Below are 25468 nucleotides of genomic sequence, written 5' to 3'. Positions count from 1 at the left end.
TTTCTACTCAACAGTGCGGCATGCGACAGAAGCGACGCCGCTCAAGATCTTTGCCCAGGCGTAGCCACCCATCCACAGCGGGCCAGGGTTGGCCACCTGGGTGCCGCCGATCTGGTCGATGCCCACGCCCTCGTGAATGTGTCCGCAGAAGCAGATCAGCGGCTGGCGGCGCTCGATGAACGAGCGTACCGCCGCGCTGCCCGCGTGCCCACCGCCCCAGGTCTGGTCGGCGCGGGTGCGCAGGGGCGGCTGGTGGCACACCAGAACAAGCGGGATGGCCGGGTCAAGCCCATCCACCGCCTGCTCAAGGTCGTGCGCCAGCTGCGTCTCACTCCGCTCGTTGGGTGTGCGTGATGGCGATGGCAGCGCGCCGCCGACCCCTGCGAACGCCACGCCCTTGATGATCCGGTGCCGCCTATCGATGCTTACCCCCTGGGAGCCAAGATAGGCGCAGGCGGCAGGGTCATCCCAGTTGCCGGGCACGGCCAGCACGCTGGGGTTGTGCGCGCGGAAGGCCTCGATCACCTGGGCCGCACCCGCCGCGCCGGTGGCGTTGGTCAGATCGCCCGCCAGCAGCACCACGTCGGCCTGGGCCAGCGGCGCGGCCAGCGCGTCGAGGCGGCGCAGATCTTGGTGTAGGTCGGGCAGAGCTAGTAGGTTCATTGGGGTGCGCTTGCTAGAGTGCTGGCCATGGCCGCACTCCATAGGTGATCGATGGCTTGCCATGCTGAGCGATAGAGGAGCCAGTTAGGCCGATCGGGTCGTGCATATACTGATCCCGCAGCGTATATGAGACTATGCCAAGCGCCTCGGCGATGATCGTATTATCGGGTGCAAGCACTGATTCATCCAAAAGAATAGTTTCCGATCAAGCTCTTAGGTGGTTCTTTGTTGCAGGTACCGTAAGCCCAGCGCCACCAGCACCCCGGCCAGCGCGGTGAAGCTGAGCATGCCGCAGATGGTTTTGGCCAGCGTCAGGCAGCCCGCCGCGCTGGCCACCAGCGGATGCCGCGCGGGGTAGGCCAGCAGCAGCCAGATCAGCAGCGCGTTCTCGGCGTAGTCGCAGGCGGCGTTGGCCAGCGGCAGCAGCGCCAGGGAGCACCAGCGCGTATCGGCGGGTGCGATGTGGCGGGTGGCCAGGCCGATGGCCGAGGCCAGCGTGAGGCCCAGCAGCGCGGGGTACACCATGTCGCCCAGCAGAATGTGGCGGTAGGCCGCCCGCCCCGGCTCGCCCAGCAGATCGAGCCGCGCGTAGGCCGTATCGGCGCTGTAGAACGGCTCGACATCCAAGATGGACGCGCCCCCGGCGTAGGGGCGGATCGCGCCGATGCTGAAGGGCGTGGGCGCATAGAAGAAGATCGGCATGTAGATGCAGTAGGCGATCAGCAGCGCTAGAAATGCCCGCCCGCTGGCGAGCCGCAGCACCATGTTGATCAGAGGTCGCACATTGTCTCCTTGGCCAGAGCGATGTGCTATTGTACCGCATCGTTGGGCAGGCGTGTGCAGCTATAGCTCGGGGTTCTGCGCGCGGTAGCGCTGGTAGAGGTTGGCGGTGTGCGGCTCGCCGAGGGTGGCGCACACCAGGCGGTAGCTGTCCACATCCTTCTGTGGCCAGCTGGCGAACGGCAGCTCGTCGAGGTAGCCGAAGTACTCCCACAGGATGGCGTCCCAGCTTATGCAGCGGATGTCGCGCCCGGCGAGGCTGCCCTGCCGCTCGGCGGGGCACGACCCTGGTGGCATGCCCGCAAGCTCATAGGCGCGGCCATCCCAGAGGCACGGCTCGCAGTCCAGCAGCACCCCGCCCAGCGCGGCCAGAAAGCCGTAGTCCATCTGCTCGAAGTTGCTTGCGCCTTCGGACCGCAGCAGGGCGGTAAACTCGGCTATGCGCTCAGCGGGGAAGGCCAGATCGATGTCGGAGTGCTCGCGGGTGACCCGGCCCAGCCGCGCATCCACCGCCCAGCCGCTCTCAAGCCAGATCGGCAGCGACAGCGCGTCGCAGCGCTGCATCAGGCGGTGGATGAGGGCGATCTGGTCGTCGTTCATAGCTCCGCCGCCAGCCATTCCAGCGCGTCTAGCAGCGCTGCGTTGAACTGGGACGGGCGCTGGATCGGCGCGAAGTGGCTGACGCCTGGCAGCAGCACGAAGCGCCCGTTTGGCAGCGTGCGGGCGATATACTCGGCGTGCTCGCGGGTGATGAACTCGTCGTGCTCGGCCTGGGCCACCACCACCGGCGTGGCGATGGCGGCCAGATCGGCGGCGGTGTAGTTCGGCTGGGTGCGCTGCATCAGGCCCACGGCCTCGGCGAATGGCTCGAAGGCCTCGGGTGTGGCCGAGAGCGCCGCGTAGTCGGCCACGTGGCGCTCGAAGCAGCGCCCGATGGTGGGCGTCATCTCGAACGGCCTGGTGCCGCTGGGGTCGACATTGCAGGCGAAGAAGAGCACGCCCGCCACGCGCTCGGGCTGCGCCTTGGCCAGGGCCAGCGCGGTGCACGCGCCGTCGCTCCAGCCCACCAGCGCGGCCCGCCCGAGGCCCAGCGCGTCCATCACGGCCAGCACGTCGGCGGCCATCAGGTCGTAGCTGAAGGGGCGCGCGTCGCGGGTGCTGCGCCCGTGGCCGCGGCTGTCGATCAGCACCGCGCGGTAGCCCTGGCCCAGCAGCGCGGCGATCTGCTCGCCCCAGTTGCCGCTGTTGCCCAGCCCGCCGTGCAGCAGGATGATGGGTCGGCCCGCGCCATAGCTGGCGTACCAGATCTGCGCGCCGTCGCTGGGCACGTGGCCCTGCTGCGCGGTCGCTGGCAGCGGCGTCGCGCCGTGGGACGCAAAGTTCGTCAGGTCGTCGTCGTAGCGCTGCATAGGTCAGCTCACCCTTCTGCTGCTATGCAGCCTCGCGCGCCACCTCGGCCTGCAGATCCTTGATGTCGCGCATGTGGATCTCCACGCCGCGCCGCAGCAGCTCCTTCAGCGCGGCGCGGTTGGCCGTATCCTCGGCCATGTCGAGCTTGAGGGAGTAGAGCGACGCGCGGCTGAGCTTGGGCAGATCAAGCAGCGGGGTGATGTCCTGCACGCTGGTGCTGCCGATGTTCACATAGCTCAGCTCGGGCAGCCCGGCCAGCGGGGCGATGTCGTCGAGCGGGTAGCACATGTCGACCACCAGGGTGTGCAGCCGCCCCTTCCCACGCAGCGGCGCGAGGTCGCGCACCGCGTTGTCGACTAGCCACAGCTCCTCCAGCGCGTCGCAGTGCGCCAGCGGCGCGATACTTTGCACGCTGTTGCCATCGAAGCTCAGCACCCGCAGGTTGGCGCAGTGCTCGATGCCGGTTAGGTTGTCGACCGGCTCCCACGAGTCGGGGTCGTTTTCGGCCATGTACTCGTTCCACTCAAGGTGGGTGATGGACAGCAGCTTCTCGCGGGTGATCGGCTCGCCCAGGGCGTCGGCAAAGGCGCGGTAGAGGGCAGGGTCGGGGATGTGCAGGTCGCTCATAGTCGCTCCATCGTTGGCGGCGGCTGGATGTGGCGATGACGTTGGGCCTGCATACTCTAGCACGCTAGGGCGCGGGCCGCAATCCGACCATCGGCGCATGCAGGGTCTATGCGTTCTTGTGCGGCAGAAACGTTTTTACCACCCAAGCCTCCAAGCCTCCAAGGACAAAAGGAACAATAAGCACGAAAGCACGAGGACTCAAACGAAAAAGAGAAACCTTCGAGCCTTCGCGTCTTCGTGGTAAAGGATCTTCAGCCTGCCGAGAACGCATAGACCTAGAGGCCCATGTATGCTCGTATGGGCTGCTTTTTTAGCTGGGGGTGCGCTCCTCGCCGCCAGCAGCGCCGCGCCGCCCTGAGCGCGCCAGCTTGCGCGCCACGATCAGGCCGCTGGTGGCCAGCTGGAACGCGCCGAACACCTGGATGGCCAGATCGCCCTGGATCAGCGCGTAGATGCCCCAGGTCAGGCCGTCGGCCATGGAGAGCAGCCACGTGCCGAGCGAAAGATCATCCAGGCTGCGGGCGCGGAATGCGACCCAGATCTGGGGTAGGTTGGCGGCCAGCACGCTGAGCGGCAGCGCCACCCCCAGCCCGCCCGCGCCCGCCAGCGCGCCCACCGCCAGCAGCACGGCCAGCCACAGCGGCGCTACCCGCAGCTCGCTGGCGCTGTGGCCGAGGCGCAGCGTCAGCGCCGCGATCACCGCGAAGACCACGCCCGACGACCCGGTGGCCAGCGTGACGCTGAGCTGCCCAGTGAGCAGGCCATAGGCCGCCCAGCCGAAGCTCACCACCGAGCTGGTAGCGGCGCTGTCCAGCGAGACGCCGCGTGCGTGGCCCGCCCGCAGCAGCCGGGCCAGCTGGGGCAGCGCGCGGATGAGACCGATGATCGTGCCGAGGCCGCCGAGGAGTGCAGTGATGCCCATGGGTGCTCCGCGCTGGTGTGTGGCCGTGTGGCCATGGCTTCCCGATGCGCCGCCGCACCCCGTGCGGCGCTGGGCGGGCGCGGCTGGCCGGGCCATGGTGGCAGACGCGCGGCGATCTGTCAATGCCGACCTGATCGGCTGCTGCCTCTTGCTCCTAGCAGGCAACAGGTGCTTCTATTGATTTTCTGGATGAAATGATCATGTTGCAGAAATCCTACTTATTTATGATCTCGTATATTTAATGGCCATAAATATAATCTAAAAAGATCTATATTGACGATATGGTCATTTATGTTATAGAATTAACGGGGTAACTCACTAATAGTTGGAAATAAAACAGATGTAATCGATGGGGTGATGTATGGAGTTGATCGATGCAGTCTTATCGTTAAAAGATACAACTGTCCCTGGATTGCTTGTGCTTGCCGGTGTAATCTTTCTGCTGCTCGCCCTCGGTGCCCAGCTCACAGCCCACATCCACATTCCCGAAACCAGCCAGCGCTACTCAGCCATCCTTGGGGGCACGCTGCTCTTTTCCGGGGTCATTCTGTTCCTCGTCACCGGTGGCGTATCCAAGGCCAACTCGGCCATGGGCACTGCCACCGCCACCGTAGCCCAGCCCGCGATCTCCCCCACCGCTCCACCCGGCACTCCAATGATCGATGCGACACCATCTGCTATGGATAGCCCTTCAGAGCCTACCCCCGTCTACAGGTCGGCCCTAGCCAGTGTATCACCCGAAGATCTGTTCCAGGTCGCCATGCACTGGGATGTGGCCGTCGAAAACGGCTTCGCCACGCCGAGCAATTGGGTGACTCGCGGCTTTACTGAGACGATGGTGCCGACCATGGATGTGCAGTTCGACAATAGCGGACTCAATGTCCACCTTATCTCTGGGGCCGATATTGTACGCGCGGTGTTCTACAACGAAGCTGCGCAGCTGAATACCAGTGACCAGTATATGATCTCGGTGGATGCGCAGGCTCAATATCAGACAGGATGTGAGTATGGGCTGATGTTCGCTGGAGATATTAACAACGGGTTCTACCGCTTTATGATCGAGAACTCTGATATTGAAGGCGATAATAACCTGTGGTATTTTGTCGATCGGGTGTCCGATCATGGCGGCCAGGGGCTTCGCCACACTATGGTGATCACCAGCACGCCGCTGCTATTGAGCGAGGCCCCCAGCGATCTGCATGTGGTGGCGCAGGGCCAGCGCTACCTGTTCTATGTCAACAATACCTATATTGATGAGATCTACACCGATCGCATTGCTGGTGCGAAAGTAGGGGTGTCGGTTGGCCTCTGCCCAAATCTCGAGGCTAAATACAAGATGGAAAACTTTCGGGCCTACAAGCAGCCAGGTATCCCGCTCGCTAAAACGCTCCCCCTCGATTTTTTCGCTGATGATACTACCCCAGATGTTCATTCCCCGCGTACTAATCATCAAAAAGCCTATATCCCCAGATTCACTGCAGCCGATTTCACGCTGAACTTCTCCACACGTGTGCTTGCGAAAACGTGGGATCCGATCGCTATCAAGTTCCGCGCTCATGAAAAAGACTACTATCAGCTCAATCTGTTGCAGCAGGGGGTAGAGCTGGAGAAGAGCGATGGCACGACGATTTCGCGAGCTGCAATGCCCGCGCGCCTGCTGGATGATCCCTCCTCATCCTGCACCCTGATCGTGCGCAGGGGCCGCATCAGCGTGTTTATCAATGGCCTGCGGGTCGCCATGTTTGAAGATGATGCCAACTTCGGCGCTGGTGAGATTCTCTTTGATGGCCTGATTGATTTTAAGGAGGTGACCGTTCTGCCTTAGCAGGGCTAGCAGCGCACTGGAGAAAACGTGGTCTGCCGCACTGCATAGCCCTACCGCTGCGGTGCGCATCATGGCCAGCATGCGCGATCACACGCCTTTGCCGGATGAGCGAGGCTGCTGCTGATCGATTGCTCCACTACAGCGGTTGTCTGGCTCCTCACGCACGTTTGATGTGTATTTGGCAAGGTTATTCGATAAACATCTTATGGGCATAGTTTCCGATAGCTCTGGTGCTGACGGCATCGAATGTACCGCCGACCACGCCGCCGACCAGCGGTAGCGCCTTACCGAGATTGACGACACCGGTGGTGCCAAATTTGGTGATGAGGCGGAATCCAACCGCCTGATTGATCTTCTTGATGGCGGCAAATGGGATCTGCTGAATAGCTCGCTGCGCTATTTTGGTGCTGGCCTGAACCCCCACGCCTTTGAGGATCTCGCCAGCTGAATTGCCGCACAGGCAAATATAGCAGAGCGTCTGGACCTGATGGTCATGTACATCGTATTCGCCCATGCAGGCAATGGCCGCAACCATGCGGATCTGGGCAAAGAGCACGCCAACAATGTTGGCAGGAATGGCAACAGGCAGCGTGATAATGCCACCAAGGCCGGTGACGAACCCTGTGGCCGCCGCCGCGCTGGTGTGAGAGGTGATGAGTTTCTTCACCTGTTGGGAACGTGTTCCTCTGATCCTTAGATAGCTTGCTGCCAGATCCTCGGCTCTACCAAAAAAGTCGGATCTACTGTTGGGGATACCACTGACGGCTTTGTCATAAGCCCAATCGAGGGCTTGCTGCATTGTGGCGGTGTCGAATGTTGCGGCCATGGCGCTTGCTCCCACACATGTTCTCTTAGAGAAATCAGATACGTAGCTCCGCGATGTTCATCAGGTCATTAAGATCTTGCGGGCTGAGCGCAAACCACTGGCCTGAGCGGTGGCGATGCGAGAGCTTCTGGCGGATCATTGTCTCCGCCTGGTGCATATCCTGCGAGAAGATGCTGTGCATAAGGGCGATGTCGAAGGGTAGTTCATTCTTGCTGAGTTGCTTGATATGCTGCTGTGGGCTGCGAGATTTCCCGATCAGAAAGAGGCCATTTTCCGCATAGGCGATGTAGATATAGCCAGATCGTGGCCCGATATCACCATGATGACCATGGCCCAGCACCTCGCCAGCTTTTTTGCGGATGAGCAGGAGTGGCACCTGGTTTTTCTGCCAGACCGCCTCAAGTTCGCGTCGGAAGAAGGCCGAGAGTACCAGCGCAAAGCTGCCATCGCGCTCGCGGAGGTAGCTGATCAGCCCCGCTTCCTGTACGGCCTCAAGCGCTTGATGGAAAGGGTGACTTGCAAGGCCGGTGTAGTCGCGTAGCACCTCTGCGGCTATTGAGTTCCCTGTTTCGGGGTCGATGCAGACCCCGCTGGCGATGTCGGCAAGGCAGACCGCTGCGAAGAGCAGATCTTGTTCTTTTTTCTCAAGCTGAAGATCCTTAGCTGTCAGACTGATCGTCTGTCGATACAGCTGCTCCAAGTTATAGCTGCCAAAGAGCTTGATGGGGCTTCCGGTCTTTCTCATAGGTGCGCTGGTTCGCTCGCAGGCCACTGGTACCGACCGGCAGTCTGCTACTATGGGATGTTAGGGCTTTTGTGAGAGGGTAATGCTTTGAGGTAGGTTTGTCAATAGAGCATATGTGGTCTTCTACAAAAGGGCGGCCCTTGTGGCTGCCCTTTTGTGGGGATCGTCATTCCCTCATAGCAATGTGTGCTTTGCCTAGAACGCACCACAATGCGTAGGCTTGTGCATTACGCCCCCGCGCCCAGCGCCAGGTCGCTGCGGTAGAACGAGCGGACCGCGCCGCAGACGTAGCGCACCTGCTCGCGCGTGAGCGTGGGGAAGACCGGCAGCGACACGCCGCGCTCGTAGCCGCGGATGGCGTTGGGGAAGCGCGCGTCGTCGAGGTCGAGCGGGCCGCCCTGCGCGCGACTCAGGCGGGCGAAGCATGGCTGGCGGTGCAGCGGGTAGAAGAAGGTGCGCGGCTGCACCCCGCGAGCGCCCATGTGGGCCATCAGGTCGTGGGCGTGGTTGGCTAGGATGATCACGCGGAAGGGCACGTGCTCGGAGCCAGGCTCTACGGGCAGCAGCTGCACCTCGGGCAGGTCGGCCAGGTCGTGCGCGTACCAGCCGAGGATGGCGCGCTTGCGCCGGATGATCTCGTCGAGCTTGGCCAGTTGGGCCAGCCCCACGGCAGCCTGCATGTCGGTGATGCGGAAGTTGTAGCCGACGGCGGGGTGGATGAACGAGCCGCGGTCGAGCCGACCCTGGTTGCGCAGCAGCCGCAGCCGCTCGTGTACCGCCGCGTCGCGGCACACCACGTAGCCGCCCTCGCCGGTGGTGATGGTCTTGTCGGCGAAGAACGAGAAGCAGCCCACATCGCCGAACGTCCCGGCGTGCTTTCCCTGGTAGCGCACCCCCAGGGCCTGGGCGGCGTCCTCGATCACCAGCAGGCCGTGCTGGCGGGCGAAGGCCATCACCGCGCCCATGTCGGCGCACATGCCGTAGAGGTGCACCGGCATCACCGCGCGGGTGCGCGGCGTGAGCGCCTGGGCGCAGGATGCCACGTCGATCTGGTAGGTGTCGCGCGTCACCTCCACGAACACTGGCGTGGCCCCGACCATGGCCACCGCCGTGGCCGAGCCGATGAAGGTGGTGTCGGGGATGAGCACCTCGTCGCCGGGGCCGATGCCCAGGGCCAGCAGCCCCAGCACCAGGGCCAGCGTGCCGTTGGGCGCGAAGACGCCGTATTCGGCCCCCATCAGCGCGTTGAGCTGCTGGCTGAACGCGGCGCAGCGCGGCCCCTCGGTGATCCAGTTGTCGGCCACGGCCTGGGCCGCCGCCGCCTGCTCCTCCTCGCCAAGCCACGGCGATACCTGTGGGATCTGCATGGTGCTGCCTTTCTATACAGTGCGCTGGCTGCGGCGGGCGACCCGCAGCGTGATTCCGTGGGCGGGCTGGAGCGAGGTGCTGGGCCGCAGCGTGATGCGCTGGTCGGGCAGCGCTTCCAGGTGCCAGCGCTGAGCGATGGCGGCGATGGTGAGCATGATCTCGGCCCATGCGAAACCCTCGCCGATGCAGCGGCGCGGCCCCATGCCGAAGGGGATGTACGCGCCCTTGGGGCAGGCTGGCCCGTCGCCATCCCAGCGCTCGGGCTGGAACTGATCGGGCTGGGCGAACCAGCGCGGGTCGCGGTGCAGCACGTACTGGCTCATCACCACCACGGCCCCGGCGGGGATGTGGGTCTCGCCGATGCGGCAGGACTCGTGGGCGCGGCGCACGGTGGACCACGCGGGCGGGTACATGCGCAGCACCTCGCGGATGACGTTTTCGAGATAGGGCATGTGTTCGATGTCGGCCATGGTGGGCGTCCGGCCCGCCAGCGCGCGGTCAAGCTCGGCGTGGATCTGAGCCTGGATCTCGGTGTGGCTGGCGATCAGGTGCCATGTCCAGGTCAGCGCGGTGCCCGAGGTCTCGCGGCCCCCCAGCAGCAGGGTCAGCAGCTGATCATGGATAAAGCTGGGCGTGACCAGCGGATCACCCGACTGGAGCAGGCTGGAGAGGATGGTGTCGGCCTGGCTGTGGCGGTGCCGCTCGGTGAGCGTGTCGATCAGCGCGTCGAGCCACGCGCGCACGCGCTGGGTCGCGCGGTGCTCGGGCAGGGGTAGGCGGTCGCGCAGGGCGACTAGGGGCGAGCCGCCCTGGTTGAGCCAGGTGGCCAGCTGCTCAAGCGCGTCGCTGAGCATCGGTATGTCGACATCCACATCCTCGCCCCAGATAGCGGCGGCGATGTTGGCCACCGCCAGGTGCAGCATGTCCTGCCAGATATCGCGGGTCTCGCCATCTTGCCAGCGCTCGGCCAGCTGCTCGGCGCGGCGCACCATAGCGTCGCTGTGGGCGGCTACGCGCTGCGGGGCGAGCGCTCGCACCAGCAGCCTGCGCTGGCGGTGGTGCTCGTCGCCCTCGCTCACCAGGATACCCTGGCCCAGCCAGCCCCTGGCGCGGGTGTGGGCCTTGCCCTTGGTGAAGCGCCCGTGCTGCACGCGCAGCACCTGCTCCACCGCCGCTGGCTCGCTCAGGATGACTAGGCGCTTTGGCCCGATGCCCAGCTGGATGATGTGGCCCTGCTCGCGTGCGGCGGCCAGCAGGGCCTCGGGGGTACGCCGGATGGCCAGCCGCATGCGGCGGATGAGCGGCGGTCGTTGGGGTCGCGGTGTCATGATGCTCCTAGCGAGAGGGCCATGGCCGCCGCAGGGGCCAGCCACGACTCGGCGTCGTCGAGCTGCCACTGCTGCTGCTGGGCGTCAGCCGGGTGCGGGCGGAAGCTGCGGCGCACCGACTGCGGCTCCACATTGCCGCGCGTGGCGATCTGGCCCAGGTCGCCGACGCCCAGGCCGATGGCGCAGCAGTGGCGCAGGTAGCCCACCAGGGCGGGGTCGAAGCCCATGAGCCATGCGGCCAGGGTGTCGGCGGCCAGCGCGTCGGCGCTGGCCATAGCCACGCGCCACGGCACCGGATCGCCGTGGATCGGGCCTTCGCCCTCCATCGCCTCGAAGCCGTCGATCACGGCGAGGTGCGGGTAGACATAGGGTGCGAGCAGCGCCAAGTTCAGGTTCATGGCTGGGTAGCCCTGATGCATGGCTATTTTGTCGCTGCCCTCGCCCAGGCCCAGCCGTGTCAGCGTGGGCGCGGCCACCCCCACGCGCCGCGCGGCCATGCGCGCTAGGTAGATGGCGGGCAGCGGCAGCGGCAGGCGCTTGGCGCTGCCCGCCGCGTCGCGGTTGACCAAGGCCCCCATGATCATGTTCTTGAGCGAGAGCGTCACCCGCACGGTGTCGTGGGTCTTGGGCGGGCCGACCGAGATGCGCATGTCGCTCTCGACGATGGTGCGGGCTAGGCGTAGTGTGCGCGGCTGGAGCTGGCGGTCGTAGACCTGGACGGGCACGGTCTGGTCGTCGTTCAGGTCGAGCAGTGCCGCGCGGTACTCGCTGGCCAGCGCGCGGTAGCCAAAGCGCTCGAAGGCCTGCGCGGTGGGCGTGATGGCCGCGCCCTCGGCGATGGTGATCGGGCCTGCGTAGCTGCGGCGGATGACATCGAGCACCGCCCGCACGGCGTCGATGTGGGTGGTGGCGAGCGGGTGGTCGATCGAGACAAAGTTCGGCTTGATCACGACGCTGCGGCATGTGGCGAAGCTGGCCTGCTCGCCCAGCGCATCGAGCGCGCCCACGATGTTGCGATAGCGGTCGTCGCCTTGAATGAGAGCGACCTGCGCCTGCATAGCTTTTCCCCTTTCCTATGGCTCCAGCAGCTCGGCGAGCGCGCGGCCATCCAGCGGCACCTCGGGCTGAACCCCCAAGATGTGCAGGATGGTGGGCGCGACATCGGCCAGCGATGCGGCGGGCAGCGATGCCCCGGGCGCGATGCCCGGGCCGAGGGCTAGGAACACGCCGTTGGGCTGATGGTCGGCGTCGAACAGGCTCACGTTCCCCGGCAGCCGCGCGGCGTCGGGGGCCACATCCATGTTCCACTCTAGTGTGATATCGGGCGCGCGCTGGATGTGTGGCCCGTGGTAGACATCCTCGCGGCGGTAGGCGGCGCGCAGCCTGGGCTGGCCGCTGGCGGGGTCGCGCCACTCGCGCAGGGCGGCCAGCAGCCGCCCCACCACCTGCTCGTACTCGGCCCCAGGCGCGACAATGCCCTGCGGCTCGCGGCCCCTGGTGCTGACCCAGATCTCCCACGGCGACGCGCCCGCGAAGGCGGTGGTGGCGGCCCAGTCGATGCCTGCGAAGCGCACATCCGACTCCACGCGGTTGCGTAGGCCGGGCAGCCACTGGCGCAGCGCCTGCTTGTGCTGCTCGGGCAGGTGGCGTACCTGCTGGTAGGCAGCCTTTACCAGACGCTGCTGCCAGCCCTGGCTGCTGGGCTGCTGGTAGCGCAGAAAGCCCTGCTCGGCCAGCCAGCCGGCTAGGAACTCGGGCGTGGCGCAGATCGGGCCGAAGCCATGGTCGGACATGACCAGCAGCGTGGTGCCGGGGCCAGCCTGCTCGTAGAGCTGGGCGATGCGCCTATCGACCCAGCGGTAGCCATCGCGGATGGCGTCGCGCTGCGGCCCCTTGCCCTGCGCCATCTGCCGCCAGAAGAAGTGCTCCATCTCGTCGGGGATGCTGTAGACCACCACGGCCAGATCCCACGGGCGCTGGGCCATCAGGTGGCTGATCACCTTGGTGTGCAGCTCGCCCACGGCGTAGGCGTCGGCCAGTCCCTGCTCGGGGCGGCCCTCTTTGATTGCCATGGAGATGTTGCTGTTGATACGGTAGGTGCCCACGTGGCGCTCGATCTCGGCCAGGGCCTCGGGCGGCTGGCAGAAGCCCTCGGCGTGGGGGCCGGGCGCGTCGACGCCGGCCAGCATCACGCCCTGGATGCGCTCGGCGGGGTAGCTGAAGGGCACGTTGACCGCCAGCACCTCGCGCCCCGCGTCGCTGGCGTATTTCCAGAAGGGCGTGCCCTCGCGGTCGCTGCCGCGCATGGGCCGCAGCGTGCGGCGGTCGGCGGTCCAGCTCAGCTCGTGGAACAGGCCGTGCCGCGCGGGGTTTAGCCCGGTGGCGAAGGTGGTCCACGCGGGCGCGGTGTCGGTGTTTGGCACGGTGCGCAGCGGCGCGTGCGCGCCCTCGCGCAGCATGCGTGTGAAAAACGGCAGGTCGCCCGCTTCAGCCCAGGGCCGGATGAGATCAAAGGTCGCGCCGTCGAGGCCGATAACCAGCAGCTTCTGGCCTTCCATGGGGTCGTGCTCCTTCTCGCGCCTGCTCGTGGTGTGCGATAGCCTGCGCGTAGATCTGCTCTAGCTCGTCGGTGCGCTGCTGCCAGGTGTAGGCACCCTCGGCGGCGCGGCGGGCCTGCTGGCCCTGGCGGGCGCGGCGCGCGGGGTCGGCCAGCAGCGCTAGGGCGGCCTCGGCCAGGGCCTGCGGCGTGGGCGCGGCCAGCGCGCCGATGTCGTGGGCCTGCATCACCTCGGGCACATCGCCCACGGCGGTGGCCACGGTGGGCCGCCCCGCCGCCATGTAGTCGAACAGCTTGAGCGGCCAGCGCCCGCGGTTGGCCCCGCTGTCGCACAGCGGCAGCCAGCACAGGTCGCAGGCGGCCAGGTGGCTGGCCAGCGCCTCGTAGCGCAGGTCGCCGCTGCGGATGACGGCCTGCGGCGCGGCGACCAGCTGCTCGATCGGCATGTTGACATAGCCGATTAGCAGCAGCCGCGCGTCGGGCCGCGCCGCGTGGATGCGGTCGAAGGCCTGGGCCATCAGCTGGGCGTCGCGCCAGAAGATCGCGCCCACGAAGCCCAGCAGCGGCGCATGGGCGGGCAGGCCCAGCGCGGCGCGGCTGGCGTCGCGGTCGAGCGGGCGCAGGCCCTCGGTGTCGGCCCCGTCACGGATGCGGGCGATCCGCTCGGGCGGCACGCCTAGCGCCTCGGCCTTCTGCCGCAGCGTGGTGCAGATCACCGCGCTGGCGTCGGCCTGGGTGCGGAAGCGCTCCTCGAAGAAGGTCTCAATTGGGCGCAGCAGGGCGCGCACCAGCGGCTGCTGGCGCTCCTCTACCGAGCCGCCGCGCCCGAACCAGTCGCCCCAGTCGAGCACCAGCGGCACGCGGCGGATCTTTTGCATGAGCAGCGCGGGCAGCAGCACCGTTGGGCGGCACTCGAAGGCGTGCACCAGGTCGAAATCCTGGCGGCTGCACCACGCGCAGCGCCACAGCGCATCCCACACATCCCAGCCCGAGCGCAGCATGCCCCACAGCATGTCGGGCGACTCGACGATGGTCACGCCCTCCTCCTGGCGGCTGGCCCAGCCCAGCCGCCGCGTGCGGGCCATGGCCAGCAGCGTCACGCGGTGGCCGCGCCGCGCCAGGTGGCGGGCAAAGTGGAAGGCCCGCCAGTAGGTGCCCTTGCCCACCGGATTGAACACGATCATCAGGATGCGCAGCGGCCTGCTCATTGGGTGGCCCCGTGCCACAGGCCGCGCAGGTGGGCGGCGGCGGCGCTGGGCTGGCGGCGGCGCAGCAGCCGCAGCAGCGTGCGCAGGGCGCTGGCGCTGCGGTAGGGGGCCACCACCAGCCAAGCCCAGCCGCGTGTGTGCTTGCGGAAGAACTGCACGCTGCTGCGCGCGATGTGGTAGCGCTCGCCCGGCGAGTCGCTGCCGCCCAGCGAGGTGGCCACCCGATGCCACATGCGCGCGCCAGGCACCACAATTGCCGTGCAGCCAGCGGCGCGGGCGCGCAGGCAGTAGTCGGAGTCCTCGTAGTACATGAAGAAGCGCTCGTCGAACAGGCCGACCTGCTCGATGCAGCGCCGCGAGAGCAGCATCCCGCAGCCGGTCACAAAATCCACCGCCAGCGGCCCCGCGCCCAGCTCGCCCTCGGCGCAGGGCCGTATCTCCAGCGTGGGCCAGCGCCGGTAGCCGCCCGTCCACCAGATGCGGGCTGGCCCCTGGGCGTAGTAGATCGCGGGCGTGGCGATGTCGGCCTGGGCGGCCTGGGCGGCCTCGACCAGCTGTCCGATGGCGTCGGGGGCGATCACGGTGTCGTTGTTGGCCAAGAACACGTAGTCGGCACCCAGCGCCATGGCGCGGCGCATGCCCACGTTCATGCCTGCGGCGAAGCCCAGGTTGCGCTCGTTCACCACCAGCTCGGCGCGGGGGAAGTGGGCGGCCACCTGCGCTACCGAGTCATCCTGCGATGCGTTGTCCACCACCAGCGTGATCAGGCTGGGGTAGTCGAGCTGCGCGCACGAGGCCAGGAAGGCTAGTGTCTCGCGCGGGCGGTTCCAGTTCAGCGTGATGATCGCCACCAGTGGTGTGGATCGTGCGGGTTCTGCTATCGTTGGGAGCGTGGCTATATCTGGCATCTATCCCTCATACCGGCACATGCCCGCAGAATCTGGGCGATCGGTACCTATTCTGTTTGCACACGATTTTGAGGGAGATTATATCATTCTTTCTCTATCGGTTACAGAGGCGCTTTCATGTGCCAAGCTGACAAAATCATCAGGAAAAAGCGAGGTTCGCGCTTTTATTCTTGGATGCGCTGCTCCTCAATACGCATCAGGCTGGGCGAGAGAAAGCCCACCAGCGTGATCAGTGTGGCCAGCACCCCGCCGCCCACCAGCAGCCCGCGCGGGCCGAGCGCGGTGGTGAGCGGCGCGGCCAGCGCCAGCCCCAGCGGCCCCGCCAGACCCACCATGGTGGATGAGAGCGCCAGCGCGCGGCCCTGCAGCTGGTTGGGCACAATGGTCTGGATGATCGCGATGATCGGCGCGTTGCCCACCACATACAGCACGCTGCTGAGGAACCACCACAGCACCGCCAGCCAGAACATGTCGTTTGGCACAAGGCCGGTCAGCACTACCGCTAGGTTCGAGAGCGCGTAGCCCACCAGCACCACGTGGATACGCTTCCACGGCAGGGCCACGGCGCTGATCAGCAGCCCGCCCAGCAGCATGCCCGCGCCGCTCAGGCTTTCCATAAAGGCCACGTGCCCCGCGCCGCCGCCGAAGTCGTTGCGCACCAGCAGCGGCAGCAGCATGAACGAGGGCATCAGTACGCCGATCATCAGCATCATCAGGCCGTACAGCCACAGCAGGCCACGGCTGCGGCCCAGCATGCGCAGGCCCTGGCGGAAATCCTGCCAGATGCCGGTGTGCGCACTGCCGCCGCGCGATGGCTGCGGGATGCGGTAGAACAGCAGCGGCGTAATGCCTAGGATGGCCGTGACCACGTCGATCATCAGCGCGCCCTGCAGCGGCATCACGCCCAGCGCCACCGCGCCCAGCGGGGCGGCGGCCACGCTCATCAGGCCCTGCAGGGTCTGGTTCATCCCCGAGGCGCGGGTGAGCCATGTGGGCGGCACCAGCATGCTGGTGCTGGCCGCCGCCGCAGGGTTCTGGAACGCCTGCATGGTGCTGCGGATGAACACCAGGCAGTACACGTGCCAGAGCTGCACCTGCTCCGATTCAAACAGTAGGATGAGCACCACCATGCACAGCGCGGTGATCAGGTCGGCCACGATCATGATCGCGCGGCGGCTCCAGCGGTCGGCCAGGGTTCCGCCCAGCGGCCCGAATAGCGCCAGCGGCAGCAGCGCCATCATTCCGGCGATCGTTAGGGCGCTGGCCGAGCCGGTGGTCTGCGTGATCCACCAGAGCAGCACAAACTGCGTGAGCGCGCTGCCCGTGAGCGAGAGCGCCTGCCCTGACCAGATGGTGAAGAAGCGCGCCCGCCAGCGGATCGTATCCCAGCCCTGCAGATCGCCGTGCATCCCGGTCGTTGGGGTGATATGCTCAGACATAGCTGAGCCTCATGAGGTCGGCGCGCACGGCGGCGAGCTGCGATGCGGGGATGACGGCTACCTCGATCAGATCGCCGATCCAGATACCGTCGCAGGCGGCCTGGATGCTGAGCGCGCGGCCTGGGGGCAGCCCGTCGTCGCCGACTTCGGCCCACATCTGGTCGTAGATAGTGCGCCAGCGCTCGATCAGCGGTGGGTAGATGCTCATGATGCGCGCGATGGCTCGCAGCAGCTCTTGCTCTTCGGGGTCGCGCTCGAAGCAGGCGTGGATGTAGGCTCGCGACCAGCGGCCCGGCTGGCCCTCCGGCTCCTTGGCCAGGGCCTCGTCGAGGCGCTGCCGCCAGATCTGGGTCGAGCGGTCGTCGATGCCGTTGAGCAGGGCTTCTTTGGTGGGGAAGTGGTGCAGTAGCCCGCCCTTGCTCACCTGGGCGGCCTGGGCCACCGCGCTGAGGCTGAGCTGCGCCACGCCCTGCCCAACAATAATAGCGACGGCGGCCTGGATGAGCTTGGCGCGCGTCTCCTCGGGTGCTTTTTTGGTCATAGAGTTCCTCCATACCGTCCAAGTGGACGGTATGGAGGAGTGTACCGTCCAAGTGGACGGTTGTCAAGATCGCGCTACCTCGGGCTGTTGGGCCGATGCACTCTTGTTCGGCAGCACGTTTTAGCACTAAGACTTCAAGGAACGAGATGATTTCGGCGCGTTCCGATGCTCTCCGCGCCGCATCTCATCGCAAACATCGAACGCCCCTGCGATGAACGCGATGAAATGCGGCGTGGGCGGACACGAGGCCCGCCCCTACAGCGATGATCGCATCGTTGGCGAGAGTGCCACATCATCTGGCGGTTGCATATTCGGTGGCAAGGTCAAGCTATGGGATGGGAAGCGCACAGACCTTTTCGGTATTAGCCATTGGTTCAACTAACGCATTTATTGCTTGTGCTCTTAGTCGGCTGACCAATCACGCTCGGCGAGCCACGCCTGGATGCTCTGGGCCGTCTCCAGGGCGTTGTGCTCCATCATCAGGTTGTGGCCGGCGCTGGGGATGCGCAGGTACTCCGCGCCATAGTGCGCGGCAGAGCGCCGCTCCATCGGCTCGGGGATGACCGCATCGTCTGCGCCAGCGCACCACAGCATGGGCGTGTGCACCTGGCGCGGCGGCGACCAGAACGGCGGGTTGTGCTGGTAGAGGATGATGCCCGACTCGGGGCTGAGCTGGCGGTGTAGCTCCTCGGGGGTGTAGCGTGCGCCCTTGGTGATCAGCAGCGAGGCCGCGCTGGCCGGGGTGCGGATGCTGCCGTTGGATGTGAGCGTGATCTGGTTGATCAGCCCGCCGAGCGGGTCGCGCCTGAGCGCCCCCCAGAAGGCCGGAAGCAGCATATGCGATGGCCACGGGGCCACCATCACCGCAGCAGGCAGGTCGCCATGGTATTTGAGATACCACTGCGCCAGCGCCCCGCCCATGCTGTGCGCGAACAGGATCGGCGGTGTTGGCAGCCGCTCGATGGCGCTGGCCAGGAAGCCCAGGTAGTAGCCCAGCGTGCACCAGCGCGCTGGCCGCTGGCGGGGCGCGCCGCCGTGCCCCGGCAGGCTGATGGCGTACGATTCCCAGCCCCACTCGGCGAAGAGCTGCTGCCAGTAGTCCCAGCACCACGCACCGTGCCACATGCCGTGCTGGAAGAGGAGCGGGCGGGCGAACTTTGGCGTGGCGGGCTTCACATGCACCCACTCAATGCCGTCTTGAAGATAGGTTGATCGCTGTGCTTGGGTCATCGGCGGCCTTTGTGCTGTTGATGTCTTCTGCTGGGCGGTTGGCCAGTTCTTGGGGGAAGATCGCGCCTCGTTGGTTGGGTATGCGGTGCGAGTGTAGCAAAGCCGAAGATGTCTGTCAATGCTTTGACCGATATTAGTTAGGCGGTCGTAAGGGTGCGGCGCGGCGCGCTTACTCCACCGGCGTCGGTGCGCCCACAATAAACCAGGCCCGTGCGATCTTGCCGTGGCGCAGCTCGTAGATGGCCACCACCTTGACCTGGGCCTTGCCCCCGGGGAAATTGCGCGTCACCAGCTCGTGGTCGATGACGAAGCCGCCCAGCACATCGCGGCGCTCAAGCTGCCCAAAGAGGTCCGGCTCTTGGAAGCGCGCGATGTGGCGCTGCCGGATGGCATCTGCGCCCTTGGCCAGCAGGTCGTTGGGGTGGGCGTAGTACTCTGCATCCGCATCCCAATATGACATAAAGCGCTCGATGTCCTTCGCATTGTACGCGTCAAGCTGGCCCTGGATGATCGTCTCGTGGTCCACTGTTAACCTTCTTTTTTGTGATGATTCTTGTAGCTATCGTTCGCTAAGGAGCGATGGGCGTGTGAAGTTGTAGATATCATACTGCTGGCTCAGCCGCTGGTAGCACTGCTGATCGAAGGCTGTAGGCCCATGGCTGCGTACAAAGAGCGCCTCTTCATGCGAGATGGGGAACGCCCACCAAGTCTGAATGAGCAGATCCGGGGTTGAGATCTGGCCAAACGGTGTGTCGGTGAAGATATGCGGGTCATCTTGATAGGGGTAGGTGAGGTAGAGATAGCGAAGGTTGGAGTGAGGTGCCACAGGAGTGCCAATAGGGATGATGAACCCAGAATCGTAGATGATGTGCTGGGTGTAGGGGTAGCTTGCCAGCATGATCAGCAGTTCGCAGATGCGCTGGTGCTGCTGATTGGGGCCGTGAAAAAGATACTCGAAGCGCACCCCACGATTGTCCCCATAGACCTCTTTTGAGTGCGGCAGAATCGCCATGCTTGCGCCTGCGGTGCAGTAGACCGAGAAGTGCTCGTGGGGGTAGCGCAGCACGCCGAGTTTGGGCGAGAGGTGCGGCGGCAGCTCATCAGGAGCGAATACCTCTTCTGGCTCTCCCATCCAGCGGACATAGTTTTCCAAGACGCGCGAGCGCGGATCGTTATGTGCCATAGATACCGTCTTCTTCCTGAGATTGTGCTTGTGCGTTCATTCTAGCGCCCGCAGCGCCTGTGCGAAGATCTCGGTGGTCTCCTGGTCGATGTTGGTCAGGCGCACTTCGCGCACGCTGCTGCCCGGCTGCTCGGCGAAGAACGCCGGTAGCGTCTCCAGAAATACCTGGGCGCACTGGCCCTTGGGGAAGCCGAAGATGCCGCTGGAGATGGCCGGGAAGGCCACGCTGGCCAACCCCAGCTCGCTGGCGATCTCCAGGCTGCTGCGGATGGCCGAGCGCAGCAGCTCCGGCTCGTGGCGCTGGCCACCGTCCCAGATCGGGCCGACGGCGTGGATGACGTAGCGCGCCGCCAGCGCGCCCGCGCCGGTGGCCACCGCCCGCCCGGTCGGCACGGGGCCGTGGGCCTCGGTGTAGGCGTCGCACTCATCCTGGATGATGTCGCCGCCGCGCCGCAGGATGGCCCCGGCCACGCCCGCGCCGTTGAGCAGCAGCTCGTTTGCGGCGTTGACGATGGCGTCGGTGTCCTCCTCGGTCAGGTTGCCCAGGCGCACCTGGACGAGCTGCCCCGTGGGCAGGTGTCGCTCGGCGTGGAGTGTGGACATGCGGCCCTCGCTTTCTTGTGTGGCCTACCCGTGCGGGAAGGCGCTGCGGCGGGATTGTAGCATACTTGGAGTGCGTTTGTGCAGGTTGTCATCGGCTGCTGCTGTTGCGCCTGAATATGTGTCGATACTGGCAGTAGCTGGCAGCTTTACCCCTGATTTTGGCAGCTTGTGCTGGCTACGATATGCCTGCGAGCGCTACCAGATCATATCAAATCAAAGAGGCACACTATGTTGCTGTTAATTCCACTGGTTTCTATTGGGGTTGTTATCTATGCGGCGGTGATCGCACACCGCCTTGGCGGAAGGGCGGCCCGCGAGCCTGGGCGATCCAAGCTGCTGTACCTGCTGGCGCTGATGCTCTGGGAGCCGCTGGTGAACACGCTGCTGATCGGCCTGATTGTGGCCGCATCGGGCCTGCCTGTGGCGCACCCGTTTCTGGTTACGCTGCCGCAGATGGTGCTGCTCGTGCCCGTGTTTGGCATGGCGGCGGTCGCCCCCGCCGATAGGCTGCGTGGCATTATCTATGCGCTGCTTGGCTTCGCGCGCTGGCCGCTGACCGTGATGGTCTACGCCAGCGCCTCGGGCAGCGGCGAGGGCGTGCTGGCTGGTATCTGGGGCAGTATCGGCCTGCTCTACCTCACCACCACGCTCATTCATACGTGGCTCAACGAGGATGTGGTGCCGGAGCCGCTCGCCCAGCCGCAGCGTTAGGCTCCGCCCGCATCCATCCAGCGTCTGCTCAGTCGCGCATGGCCTTGAAGATCGGCTGGGGCGTGCGGCCATGCTCGGTGAGGGCGTGCTCCACGCGCGGGTGCACCTCGGGGTAGATTGCGCTGCACTAGGCCCTGCTCCTCCAGCTGGTGCAGCTTTTCGGCCAGCGTCCTCGGGCTGATGTCCTGCGCCAGCCCTCCTGGCCAAGCGCGTGCTAGATCCCAAGCCGCCGCGCGATGGTGCTGATCAGCAGCTCTAGCTCATCGTCTAGGAACGGCAGGATGATGTACCACACCGGCTCGGGCAGGCTGGGGAGCGGCGTCCTGAAGCGCTGCCCGCTCCCCAGCCGATCATCGAGCTGCTCTCTGTGTACCAGCAGGATGCACGGATGCCCCAGAGCCACGATGGCCCTCGCCTGCGCGTCATCGGCATCGACCATGTGCCACAGGAGCATGTCGAACACGCGCTGGGGAAGCTCGTCGATCTGCCGAGCGATGGTTAGGCTGCTTGCCTAATAATCTATGTTTGGCAGCGATGCTTTTGGTTCTATATATGGCATGTCTCGCCGGATGTAGCGCCCCCCTGCGCCCAGCGCTGGGCCATGTGGCGCTGTAGCGCGGGGAAGAAGCGCTGGAAATCGCGCTCGAACGCGGCGCGCTGGTCGCGCAGCTCGTGGGCGGCGGCGGCCAGATCGGCGGGGCGGCGCATGCGCGCCTGGATGCGCCCGAGCGCCCGCTCGACGCCCGCCATTGTCTGGTACGAGCCGAGCCAGCCCTCGGTGGCCATGGCCGGGGCGATCTGCTGGAGCGCGGGCGGCAGCAGCGCGTGGTGCTGGGCCAGCGTGGCCTCGGCGGCGCGGGTGAATGCGGCCAGCGGCACGGGCGCGTACTCCTCCCAGCGGCAGGCCAGCAGGTGGTCGTAGAACACGTCGACCCGCACGCCCGCGAAGCGCGGGTGCGGCGGGCGCACCCGCGCGCGGCTTGCGGCCACCACGGGGTGCGCGTCGGTGAAGCGGTCGATCTCGCGGTGCAGGGCCAGGCCGCGCCGCAGCGCGGCGGGCAGCGCGGCCTCGTCGACGCCCCGCAGGAAGTCGCCGGAGAGGTTGCCCAGGCGCACCAGGTCGTCGTCGGGCGAGAGCAGCAGGTGGGCTAGGTAGTTCATGGTGTTGCCCAACGGCTATTCAGCCGCGCCCCCGCAGCTTCTTCAGCAGGCTGGAGAGCGTGGCTACCTCGCCCGCCGAGAGGCTGCCGAAGATCTGCGCCTGCACCTCGCGCACCCGCTGGTGCGCCAGGGCCAGCAGCTCGGCACCCTCGGCGGTGATCTCGGTGCTAATGATCTTGCCGTGGGTCTTGGACTCGTAGCGCCGCACCAGCTGGCGCTCCTCCAGCTTCTGCACGATCAGGTTCATGGTCTGCGGCGTCACAAAGCTCTTGCGCGCCAGATCGGCGCTGGAGAGGCCGGGGAACTCTTCTAGCTCGGAGAGCACCGAGTACTGCGGCGTGGTCAGCCCAAGCTCCGCGAGGTCTTTGTCCATCTTGTTTCGGATCGTCTGCTGGGCCTCCTTGATCAGGTAGCCTAGCTCATGGCTCATTCCATTGGTCGTCATAGGTGCCGCCCTTGACATATCAGCATGCTTATACTATAGTATCAGTGTGCTGATATGATATCACGAGGAGAGAGCGATGACAACCATCCACGGCCCCGATTTTCTCGCGCTGAACGTGCCCGACCTCGACCGCGCCGCCGCCTTCTACAGCGAGGTGGTGGGGCTTCAGCGCGCGCCGCAGTCGCCGCCCGGCGCGGTGCTGTTCCAGACATCGCCGGTGCCGTTCGCCGTGCGCGTGCCGCAGGGGCCGCTCGGCAACGCCCCGCTGGGCCACGGTGTGGCGCTCTGGTTCCGCTGCGACAGCGCGCCCGAGCTGTATGCGCGGCTCAAGGCGCACGGTGTGGAGCTGCTGGATGAGCCAGCGCCTGGCCCGTTTGGCATGACCTTCCGCTTCAAGGATCTTGATGGCTATGTCATCACGATGCACGATAAGCCCTAGCGCCTGGGGGGAGAGCGCCTCGCATGGGCGCTTTCGGGCCGGGCCGACCGTAGGCAATGCTTGCAGCGTTGCGCGGTTGGGGCGACCGGCTGCGGCTTCGATGGTGATGGTGGTTGTTGTTCGGTGGGTGTGTGCCCTGCGCGGGCGGCGGCTAGGGGCCAGCCCCTAGCGACCCCGCGAGGGGGCGATGCCCCCTTCGACCCCCAATTTTGAGCGTTCCTGTGCTGCAAACAGGCTGCTATCGTTCGTGCATATGGCCATCAAAACATAAGTGGCACCTTCGCCGCATGGGCCGAGTGGGTAGGGCTGGGCGGTGCTTGTTTTGAGGTTGGTTTGCATGCGATGGTTGCTGTGCATGGTCCGGCACGCGGTTTTGCGTCCTGTGCTGCTTTCCAATGCCGCGCTCATGAAAGTGACACCATGTGAGGGCGATGCCCCCTTCGAACCCCCAATTTTGGGCGTTCCCGCGCTGGAAATCAGGCTGCTATCGTTCGTGCATATGGCCAGTTTGCGTGAGCAGCACCTTCGCCGCATGGGCCGGGTGGATGAGATTCTCAATCTCTCATGTGGTGCATAGCTTGGCACGTGTTCTCTCGTCATGTGCCGCATCGAGAAGCCCCGCACAAAAAAGTGACATCTGTTCAGGATGAACAGGGCGTAGTCGTCCTCGTCGGCCTGGGCGGCGCTGCGCTGCCCATCCACGTGCGCGCTGATCGCCTCGACGATCGCCAGCGGCGCGGCTGATGCCTCGACATGCAGGGTTGTCAGCCCTTCGGCGATCAGCTCGGCCATCTCCTCTCGCTCATCGGGCGTCAGCGGAAATTCGGTCCATGCCAGGGCGGCGCTCCTTCATATGCTGGCGGCGATGCGCCTATCGATCACAGCTCTGTTGGCGGGTGCCACAGCAGGCGGTCGCCCTGCGGCGTCAGTGCGCTGGGCGCGGTGAATGATGCTTGTATGGTATTGCTGTGCTACTTTGCTCGTTGGGCAGATGTCCCTATCGTACTATCGGTGTCAAGCGTATGTTGTTGAGGCTGGGGGCAAGGCTCGCACGGTTTGGATAAAAGCCACCGTCGGCATGGCGGCATCCTCGGCCAGCGCCTCAGCCGCCCACGCCTGGGGGATGGCCTCGGTCAGCCACCACGCCCAGAAGCGGAGCTGGCGCTGCGGGCTGAGGGAGAAGGAGATCCCCTCGTCTGATAGCGCGATCTCGCCTGCGCTGGCGCGGGCCGCAGGCGTCGCCGCCGCGCCGATGCCAGAGAACGGGTGGAAGCCCAAGGCCTGGCGCAGCGCCTCGCCCGCCGCCGCCGCGCTATCCAGCGCGCGTGTGGAGATCTCCTCATCCCACCCGAACGTATTCCCGAGAGCCTCCTGAAATGTGCCGCTCTCCTCCATACTCGCGCTGGGGGCAGCATCCTCCCGTAGCACAGCCTCGGCCAGATCGCAGGCATACTGCGGCAGCTCGGTGCGGAATGCTCCAAAAAGGTGCGTCCAGCGATGAGCCGCCGCGCAGTCAGGTGCGGGTCGAGTGGGATGCGAAGCTGCCTGTCGGCCTGCGCGGCCTGCGCCTGGACGGCACCGCCGATCAGCTCATGCAGCATGAGCGCCTGCGCAGCTTCCAGATGCGCTCGGTGCGCTTGCGCCAGAAGGCGGAGCTGCTGGTAGTTCACGGGCCGGGGCCGCTCTGGCAGCAGCGCTTGGAACAGCGGCTGGATCGGCGCTGGCAGATCGTATTGGGTGATGATCTCCAGCATGTAGCGGATATCCTGCTCGGTCTCGGCGGGCGTGGCGACAGGCGACTGCGCGATCTCGCTATCCCAGATCGGCAGGACGCGCCGCGCTGCCAGCAGGGCGACCCGCGCTCGTACGCGGTCACCTCGTGTGAGGAGGAGCGCCCCCTGCCGGATCTGCTCCGCCCGCTGCTGGCTACTCGGGAATGCGTAGGTCGGCCCGAGCGCATCGTAGATGAGCAGCCGTCGACGCGGGTCGAGGGTGTGCTCGGGGTGCTGTGCGACCATCTCAAGCTCACGGCGCAGTAGGCGCTCTAGCTCGGTTGCGCTGCGGGGCGCGGGAAGCATACTCTGATCAGGTTGCGGCTTTTGCTGCATAGAATAGCGCCTTTAGAATGCGTTTGGGTGGGCTGTTGCGATTGCGCTGATCGTTTGAGTCTGCGTGTGTAGCTCGTATGTCCCCACCACCTCGCCATATGGGTCGAGCGAAAAGCGCACGTGGCAAGGGCCGGTCTGCTCAAGGCTGATCACCCACCACGCGTGTCGGTTGCACCGCTGTGAAATGTGGCCCACTGCGGCGAGCGCGCATCGATCTGGTATGGCTGGAATGGGCTTCGCAGGTAGTAGAGCGTGATGCCGCAGCCGACGACCTCGCAACACCGCTCGTCGCGATCGATGATCGCCGCCGTTGGGCCGCCGTAGAAATCGCCGATGACAATGCTCTTGCGGTCGGGCGTGTCGAGAAACACCGCCTCAAACTCGTGGTAGATGCGGTAGCGCTGGCTTTGGGCCAGCGTGTGCTGGTGTGCGCTCATAACC

At 65.6% G+C, this 25468-nt stretch carries 31 protein-coding genes; 4 read left to right on the top strand and 27 right to left on the bottom strand.

Annotated elements, in window-relative coordinates; translation table 11 throughout:
* Positions 1–3: 3 nt before the first annotated feature.
* From F8S13_01460 to F8S13_01435, 6 genes are all read right to left on the bottom strand, one after another.
* Complete coding sequence (locus F8S13_01460; GenBank protein KAB8145775.1) at positions 4–726, bottom strand: serine/threonine protein phosphatase; 723 nt, start codon at positions 724–726, stop codon at positions 4–6.
* A 150-nt stretch (positions 727–876) separates the two neighbouring features.
* The gene (locus F8S13_01455; protein KAB8145774.1) at positions 877–1446 is read right to left on the bottom strand and encodes a hypothetical protein; all 570 of its coding nucleotides are present in this window, start codon (positions 1444–1446) and stop codon (positions 877–879) included.
* 60 nt (positions 1447–1506) lie between these two features.
* The gene (locus F8S13_01450; protein ID KAB8145773.1) at positions 1507–2043 is read right to left on the bottom strand and encodes an aminoglycoside nucleotidyltransferase ANT(2'')-Ia; all 537 of its coding nucleotides are present in this window, start codon (positions 2041–2043) and stop codon (positions 1507–1509) included.
* Positions 2040–2852 (bottom strand): alpha/beta hydrolase, encoded by an 813-nt coding sequence (locus F8S13_01445; protein ID KAB8145772.1) that lies wholly within the window; start codon positions 2850–2852, stop codon positions 2040–2042. Before F8S13_01445 ends, F8S13_01450 begins: the two co-directional genes overlap by 4 nt.
* Before the next feature lie 22 nt (positions 2853–2874).
* Positions 2875–3480 carry a leucine-rich repeat domain-containing protein gene (locus F8S13_01440; protein ID KAB8145771.1) on the bottom strand — a complete coding sequence of 202 codons (606 nt, stop codon included), beginning with the start codon at positions 3478–3480 and terminating at the stop codon, positions 2875–2877.
* A 310-nt stretch (positions 3481–3790) separates the two neighbouring features.
* Positions 3791–4402 (bottom strand): hypothetical protein, encoded by a 612-nt coding sequence (locus tag F8S13_01435; GenBank protein ID KAB8145770.1) that lies wholly within the window; start codon positions 4400–4402, stop codon positions 3791–3793.
* Positions 4403–4763: 361 nt separating this feature from the next.
* Here F8S13_01435 and F8S13_01430 point away from each other — a divergent pair, with 361 nt between their 5' ends.
* Positions 4764–6227, top strand: coding sequence for a hypothetical protein (locus F8S13_01430; protein ID KAB8145769.1), 1464 nt, complete (start codon positions 4764–4766; stop codon positions 6225–6227).
* A 187-nt stretch (positions 6228–6414) separates the two neighbouring features.
* On the opposite strand, the gene F8S13_01425 is transcribed toward F8S13_01430, so the two are convergent.
* The 14 genes from F8S13_01425 to F8S13_01360 form a co-directional block, all read right to left on the bottom strand.
* Positions 6415–7053 (bottom strand): EcsC family protein, encoded by a 639-nt coding sequence (locus F8S13_01425; protein ID KAB8145768.1) that lies wholly within the window; start codon positions 7051–7053, stop codon positions 6415–6417.
* A 34-nt stretch (positions 7054–7087) separates the two neighbouring features.
* A complete protein-coding gene (locus F8S13_01420) occupies positions 7088–7798 on the bottom strand; it encodes a GIY-YIG nuclease family protein (protein ID KAB8145767.1) in 711 nt (236 codons plus the stop codon).
* 227 nt (positions 7799–8025) lie between these two features.
* Positions 8026–9165, bottom strand: a complete 1140-nt coding sequence (locus F8S13_01415; GenBank protein KAB8145766.1) for a DegT/DnrJ/EryC1/StrS family aminotransferase — start codon at positions 9163–9165, stop codon at positions 8026–8028.
* A 12-nt stretch (positions 9166–9177) separates the two neighbouring features.
* On the bottom strand, positions 9178–10494 hold the full coding sequence (locus F8S13_01410) for a cytochrome P450 (GenBank protein ID KAB8145765.1): 1317 nt from the start codon (positions 10492–10494) through the stop codon (positions 9178–9180).
* On the bottom strand, positions 10491–11552 hold the full coding sequence (locus tag F8S13_01405) for a DUF362 domain-containing protein (GenBank protein ID KAB8145764.1): 1062 nt from the start codon (positions 11550–11552) through the stop codon (positions 10491–10493). Before F8S13_01405 ends, F8S13_01410 begins: the two co-directional genes overlap by 4 nt.
* A 15-nt stretch (positions 11553–11567) precedes the next feature.
* Entirely contained in the window at positions 11568–13052 is a 1485-nt protein-coding gene (locus tag F8S13_01400) for a hypothetical protein (protein ID KAB8145763.1), read from the bottom strand.
* On the bottom strand, positions 13003–14259 hold the full coding sequence (locus tag F8S13_01395; GenBank protein KAB8145762.1) for a glycosyltransferase family 4 protein: 1257 nt from the start codon (positions 14257–14259) through the stop codon (positions 13003–13005). Before F8S13_01395 ends, F8S13_01400 begins: the two co-directional genes overlap by 50 nt.
* A complete protein-coding gene (locus F8S13_01390; GenBank protein ID KAB8145761.1) occupies positions 14256–15167 on the bottom strand; it encodes a glycosyltransferase family 2 protein in 912 nt (303 codons plus the stop codon). The genes F8S13_01395 and F8S13_01390 overlap by 4 nt, the downstream gene beginning before the upstream one ends.
* A 164-nt stretch (positions 15168–15331) precedes the next feature.
* Complete coding sequence (locus F8S13_01385; protein ID KAB8145760.1) at positions 15332–16606, bottom strand: MFS transporter; 1275 nt, start codon at positions 16604–16606, stop codon at positions 15332–15334.
* Entirely contained in the window at positions 16599–17147 is a 549-nt protein-coding gene (locus F8S13_01380) for a TetR/AcrR family transcriptional regulator (GenBank protein ID KAB8145759.1), read from the bottom strand. The genes F8S13_01385 and F8S13_01380 overlap by 8 nt, the downstream gene beginning before the upstream one ends.
* Before the next feature lie 402 nt (positions 17148–17549).
* Positions 17550–18377, bottom strand: coding sequence for an alpha/beta hydrolase (locus tag F8S13_01375; protein KAB8145758.1), 828 nt, complete (start codon positions 18375–18377; stop codon positions 17550–17552).
* A 169-nt stretch (positions 18378–18546) separates the two neighbouring features.
* The gene (locus F8S13_01370; GenBank protein ID KAB8146079.1) at positions 18547–18837 is read right to left on the bottom strand and encodes a steroid delta-isomerase; all 291 of its coding nucleotides are present in this window, start codon (positions 18835–18837) and stop codon (positions 18547–18549) included.
* A 99-nt stretch (positions 18838–18936) separates the two neighbouring features.
* A complete protein-coding gene (locus F8S13_01365) occupies positions 18937–19560 on the bottom strand; it encodes a suppressor of fused domain protein (GenBank protein ID KAB8145757.1) in 624 nt (207 codons plus the stop codon).
* A gap of 36 nt (positions 19561–19596) precedes the next feature.
* Entirely contained in the window at positions 19597–20163 is a 567-nt protein-coding gene (locus tag F8S13_01360; protein KAB8145756.1) for a macro domain-containing protein, read from the bottom strand.
* A 228-nt stretch (positions 20164–20391) separates the two neighbouring features.
* On the opposite strand from F8S13_01360, the gene F8S13_01355 reads away from it, so the two are divergent.
* A complete protein-coding gene (locus F8S13_01355; GenBank protein ID KAB8145755.1) occupies positions 20392–20874 on the top strand; it encodes a hypothetical protein in 483 nt (160 codons plus the stop codon).
* 28 nt (positions 20875–20902) lie between these two features.
* Here F8S13_01355 and F8S13_01350 read toward each other — a convergent pair whose 3' ends face one another.
* The 4 genes from F8S13_01350 to F8S13_01335 all read right to left on the bottom strand — a co-directional run bounded on the left by F8S13_01350 (position 20903) and on the right by F8S13_01335 (position 22498).
* Positions 20903–20992 (bottom strand): winged helix-turn-helix transcriptional regulator, encoded by a 90-nt coding sequence (locus F8S13_01350; GenBank protein KAB8146078.1) that lies wholly within the window; start codon positions 20990–20992, stop codon positions 20903–20905.
* Between the two features lie 96 nt (positions 20993–21088).
* The gene (locus F8S13_01345; GenBank protein KAB8145754.1) at positions 21089–21337 is read right to left on the bottom strand and encodes a hypothetical protein; all 249 of its coding nucleotides are present in this window, start codon (positions 21335–21337) and stop codon (positions 21089–21091) included.
* Positions 21338–21420: 83 nt separating this feature from the next.
* A complete protein-coding gene (locus tag F8S13_01340; GenBank protein ID KAB8145753.1) occupies positions 21421–22035 on the bottom strand; it encodes a DUF479 domain-containing protein in 615 nt (204 codons plus the stop codon).
* Positions 22036–22054: 19 nt separating this feature from the next.
* Complete coding sequence (locus tag F8S13_01335) at positions 22055–22498, bottom strand: MarR family transcriptional regulator (GenBank protein ID KAB8145752.1); 444 nt, start codon at positions 22496–22498, stop codon at positions 22055–22057.
* Between the two features lie 58 nt (positions 22499–22556).
* Between F8S13_01335 and F8S13_01330 the strand changes: the two genes are divergently transcribed.
* Positions 22557–22919 carry a VOC family protein gene (locus F8S13_01330; GenBank protein ID KAB8145751.1) on the top strand — a complete coding sequence of 121 codons (363 nt, stop codon included), beginning with the start codon at positions 22557–22559 and terminating at the stop codon, positions 22917–22919.
* A gap of 165 nt (positions 22920–23084) precedes the next feature.
* Here F8S13_01330 and F8S13_01325 read toward each other — a convergent pair whose 3' ends face one another.
* Together F8S13_01325 and F8S13_01320 are read right to left on the bottom strand one after the other, a co-directional pair.
* Positions 23085–23711, bottom strand: a complete 627-nt coding sequence (locus F8S13_01325) for a hypothetical protein (GenBank protein KAB8145750.1) — start codon at positions 23709–23711, stop codon at positions 23085–23087.
* 222 nt (positions 23712–23933) lie between these two features.
* Entirely contained in the window at positions 23934–24347 is a 414-nt protein-coding gene (locus F8S13_01320) for a hypothetical protein (protein KAB8145749.1), read from the bottom strand.
* A 44-nt stretch (positions 24348–24391) separates the two neighbouring features.
* Between F8S13_01320 and F8S13_01315 the strand changes: the two genes are divergently transcribed.
* Complete coding sequence (locus F8S13_01315) at positions 24392–24958, top strand: hypothetical protein (GenBank protein ID KAB8145748.1); 567 nt, start codon at positions 24392–24394, stop codon at positions 24956–24958.
* Positions 24959–25176: 218 nt separating this feature from the next.
* On the opposite strand, the gene F8S13_01310 is transcribed toward F8S13_01315, so the two are convergent.
* Positions 25177–25464: a hypothetical protein gene (locus F8S13_01310; protein ID KAB8145747.1), complete on the bottom strand. Its 288-nt coding sequence runs from the start codon at positions 25462–25464 to the stop codon at positions 25177–25179.
* Between the last annotated feature and the right edge of the window lie 4 nt (positions 25465–25468).

The sequence above is a fragment of the Chloroflexia bacterium SDU3-3 genome, from assembly GCA_009268125.1.
Taxonomy (GTDB): domain Bacteria; phylum Chloroflexota; class Chloroflexia; order Chloroflexales; family Roseiflexaceae; genus SDU3-3.
This window is presented reverse-complemented; position numbering and strand designations above follow the sequence as displayed.

Excerpts from the sequence above, each read along its gene's own strand:
- F8S13_01355 (KAB8145755.1), top strand. The coding sequence starts at position 20,392 with ATGTTGCTGTTAATTCCACTGGTTTCTATTGGGGTTGTTATCTATGCG.
- F8S13_01425 (KAB8145768.1), bottom strand. The coding sequence starts at position 7,053 with ATGGCCGCAACATTCGACACCGCCACAATGCAGCAAGCCCTCGATTGG.
- F8S13_01445 (KAB8145772.1), bottom strand. The coding sequence starts at position 2,852 with ATGCAGCGCTACGACGACGACCTGACGAACTTTGCGTCCCACGGCGCG.
- F8S13_01360 (KAB8145756.1), bottom strand. The coding sequence starts at position 20,163 with ATGTCCACACTCCACGCCGAGCGACACCTGCCCACGGGGCAGCTCGTC.
- F8S13_01335 (KAB8145752.1), bottom strand. The coding sequence starts at position 22,498 with ATGTCAAGGGCGGCACCTATGACGACCAATGGAATGAGCCATGAGCTA.
- F8S13_01340 (KAB8145753.1), bottom strand. The coding sequence starts at position 22,035 with ATGAACTACCTAGCCCACCTGCTGCTCTCGCCCGACGACGACCTGGTG.
- F8S13_01420 (KAB8145767.1), bottom strand. The coding sequence starts at position 7,798 with ATGAGAAAGACCGGAAGCCCCATCAAGCTCTTTGGCAGCTATAACTTG.
- F8S13_01385 (KAB8145760.1), bottom strand. The coding sequence starts at position 16,606 with ATGTCTGAGCATATCACCCCAACGACCGGGATGCACGGCGATCTGCAG.
- F8S13_01415 (KAB8145766.1), bottom strand. The coding sequence starts at position 9,165 with ATGCAGATCCCACAGGTATCGCCGTGGCTTGGCGAGGAGGAGCAGGCG.
- F8S13_01310 (KAB8145747.1), bottom strand. The coding sequence starts at position 25,464 with ATGAGCGCACACCAGCACACGCTGGCCCAAAGCCAGCGCTACCGCATC.
- F8S13_01410 (KAB8145765.1), bottom strand. The coding sequence starts at position 10,494 with ATGACACCGCGACCCCAACGACCGCCGCTCATCCGCCGCATGCGGCTG.
- F8S13_01325 (KAB8145750.1), bottom strand. The coding sequence starts at position 23,711 with ATGGCCGAGCTGATCGCCGAAGGGCTGACAACCCTGCATGTCGAGGCA.
- F8S13_01390 (KAB8145761.1), bottom strand. The coding sequence starts at position 15,167 with ATGCCAGATATAGCCACGCTCCCAACGATAGCAGAACCCGCACGATCC.
- F8S13_01440 (KAB8145771.1), bottom strand. The coding sequence starts at position 3,480 with ATGAGCGACCTGCACATCCCCGACCCTGCCCTCTACCGCGCCTTTGCC.
- F8S13_01315 (KAB8145748.1), top strand. The coding sequence starts at position 24,392 with ATGCTCCAAAAAGGTGCGTCCAGCGATGAGCCGCCGCGCAGTCAGGTG.
- F8S13_01380 (KAB8145759.1), bottom strand. The coding sequence starts at position 17,147 with ATGACCAAAAAAGCACCCGAGGAGACGCGCGCCAAGCTCATCCAGGCC.
- F8S13_01450 (KAB8145773.1), bottom strand. The coding sequence starts at position 2,043 with ATGAACGACGACCAGATCGCCCTCATCCACCGCCTGATGCAGCGCTGC.
- F8S13_01435 (KAB8145770.1), bottom strand. The coding sequence starts at position 4,402 with ATGGGCATCACTGCACTCCTCGGCGGCCTCGGCACGATCATCGGTCTC.
- F8S13_01400 (KAB8145763.1), bottom strand. The coding sequence starts at position 13,052 with ATGGAAGGCCAGAAGCTGCTGGTTATCGGCCTCGACGGCGCGACCTTT.
- F8S13_01405 (KAB8145764.1), bottom strand. The coding sequence starts at position 11,552 with ATGCAGGCGCAGGTCGCTCTCATTCAAGGCGACGACCGCTATCGCAAC.
- F8S13_01370 (KAB8146079.1), bottom strand. The coding sequence starts at position 18,837 with ATGTCATATTGGGATGCGGATGCAGAGTACTACGCCCACCCCAACGAC.
- F8S13_01330 (KAB8145751.1), top strand. The coding sequence starts at position 22,557 with ATGACAACCATCCACGGCCCCGATTTTCTCGCGCTGAACGTGCCCGAC.
- F8S13_01430 (KAB8145769.1), top strand. The coding sequence starts at position 4,764 with ATGGAGTTGATCGATGCAGTCTTATCGTTAAAAGATACAACTGTCCCT.
- F8S13_01395 (KAB8145762.1), bottom strand. The coding sequence starts at position 14,259 with ATGAGCAGGCCGCTGCGCATCCTGATGATCGTGTTCAATCCGGTGGGC.
- F8S13_01365 (KAB8145757.1), bottom strand. The coding sequence starts at position 19,560 with ATGGCACATAACGATCCGCGCTCGCGCGTCTTGGAAAACTATGTCCGC.
- F8S13_01375 (KAB8145758.1), bottom strand. The coding sequence starts at position 18,377 with ATGACCCAAGCACAGCGATCAACCTATCTTCAAGACGGCATTGAGTGG.
- F8S13_01460 (KAB8145775.1), bottom strand. The coding sequence starts at position 726 with ATGGCAAGCCATCGATCACCTATGGAGTGCGGCCATGGCCAGCACTCT.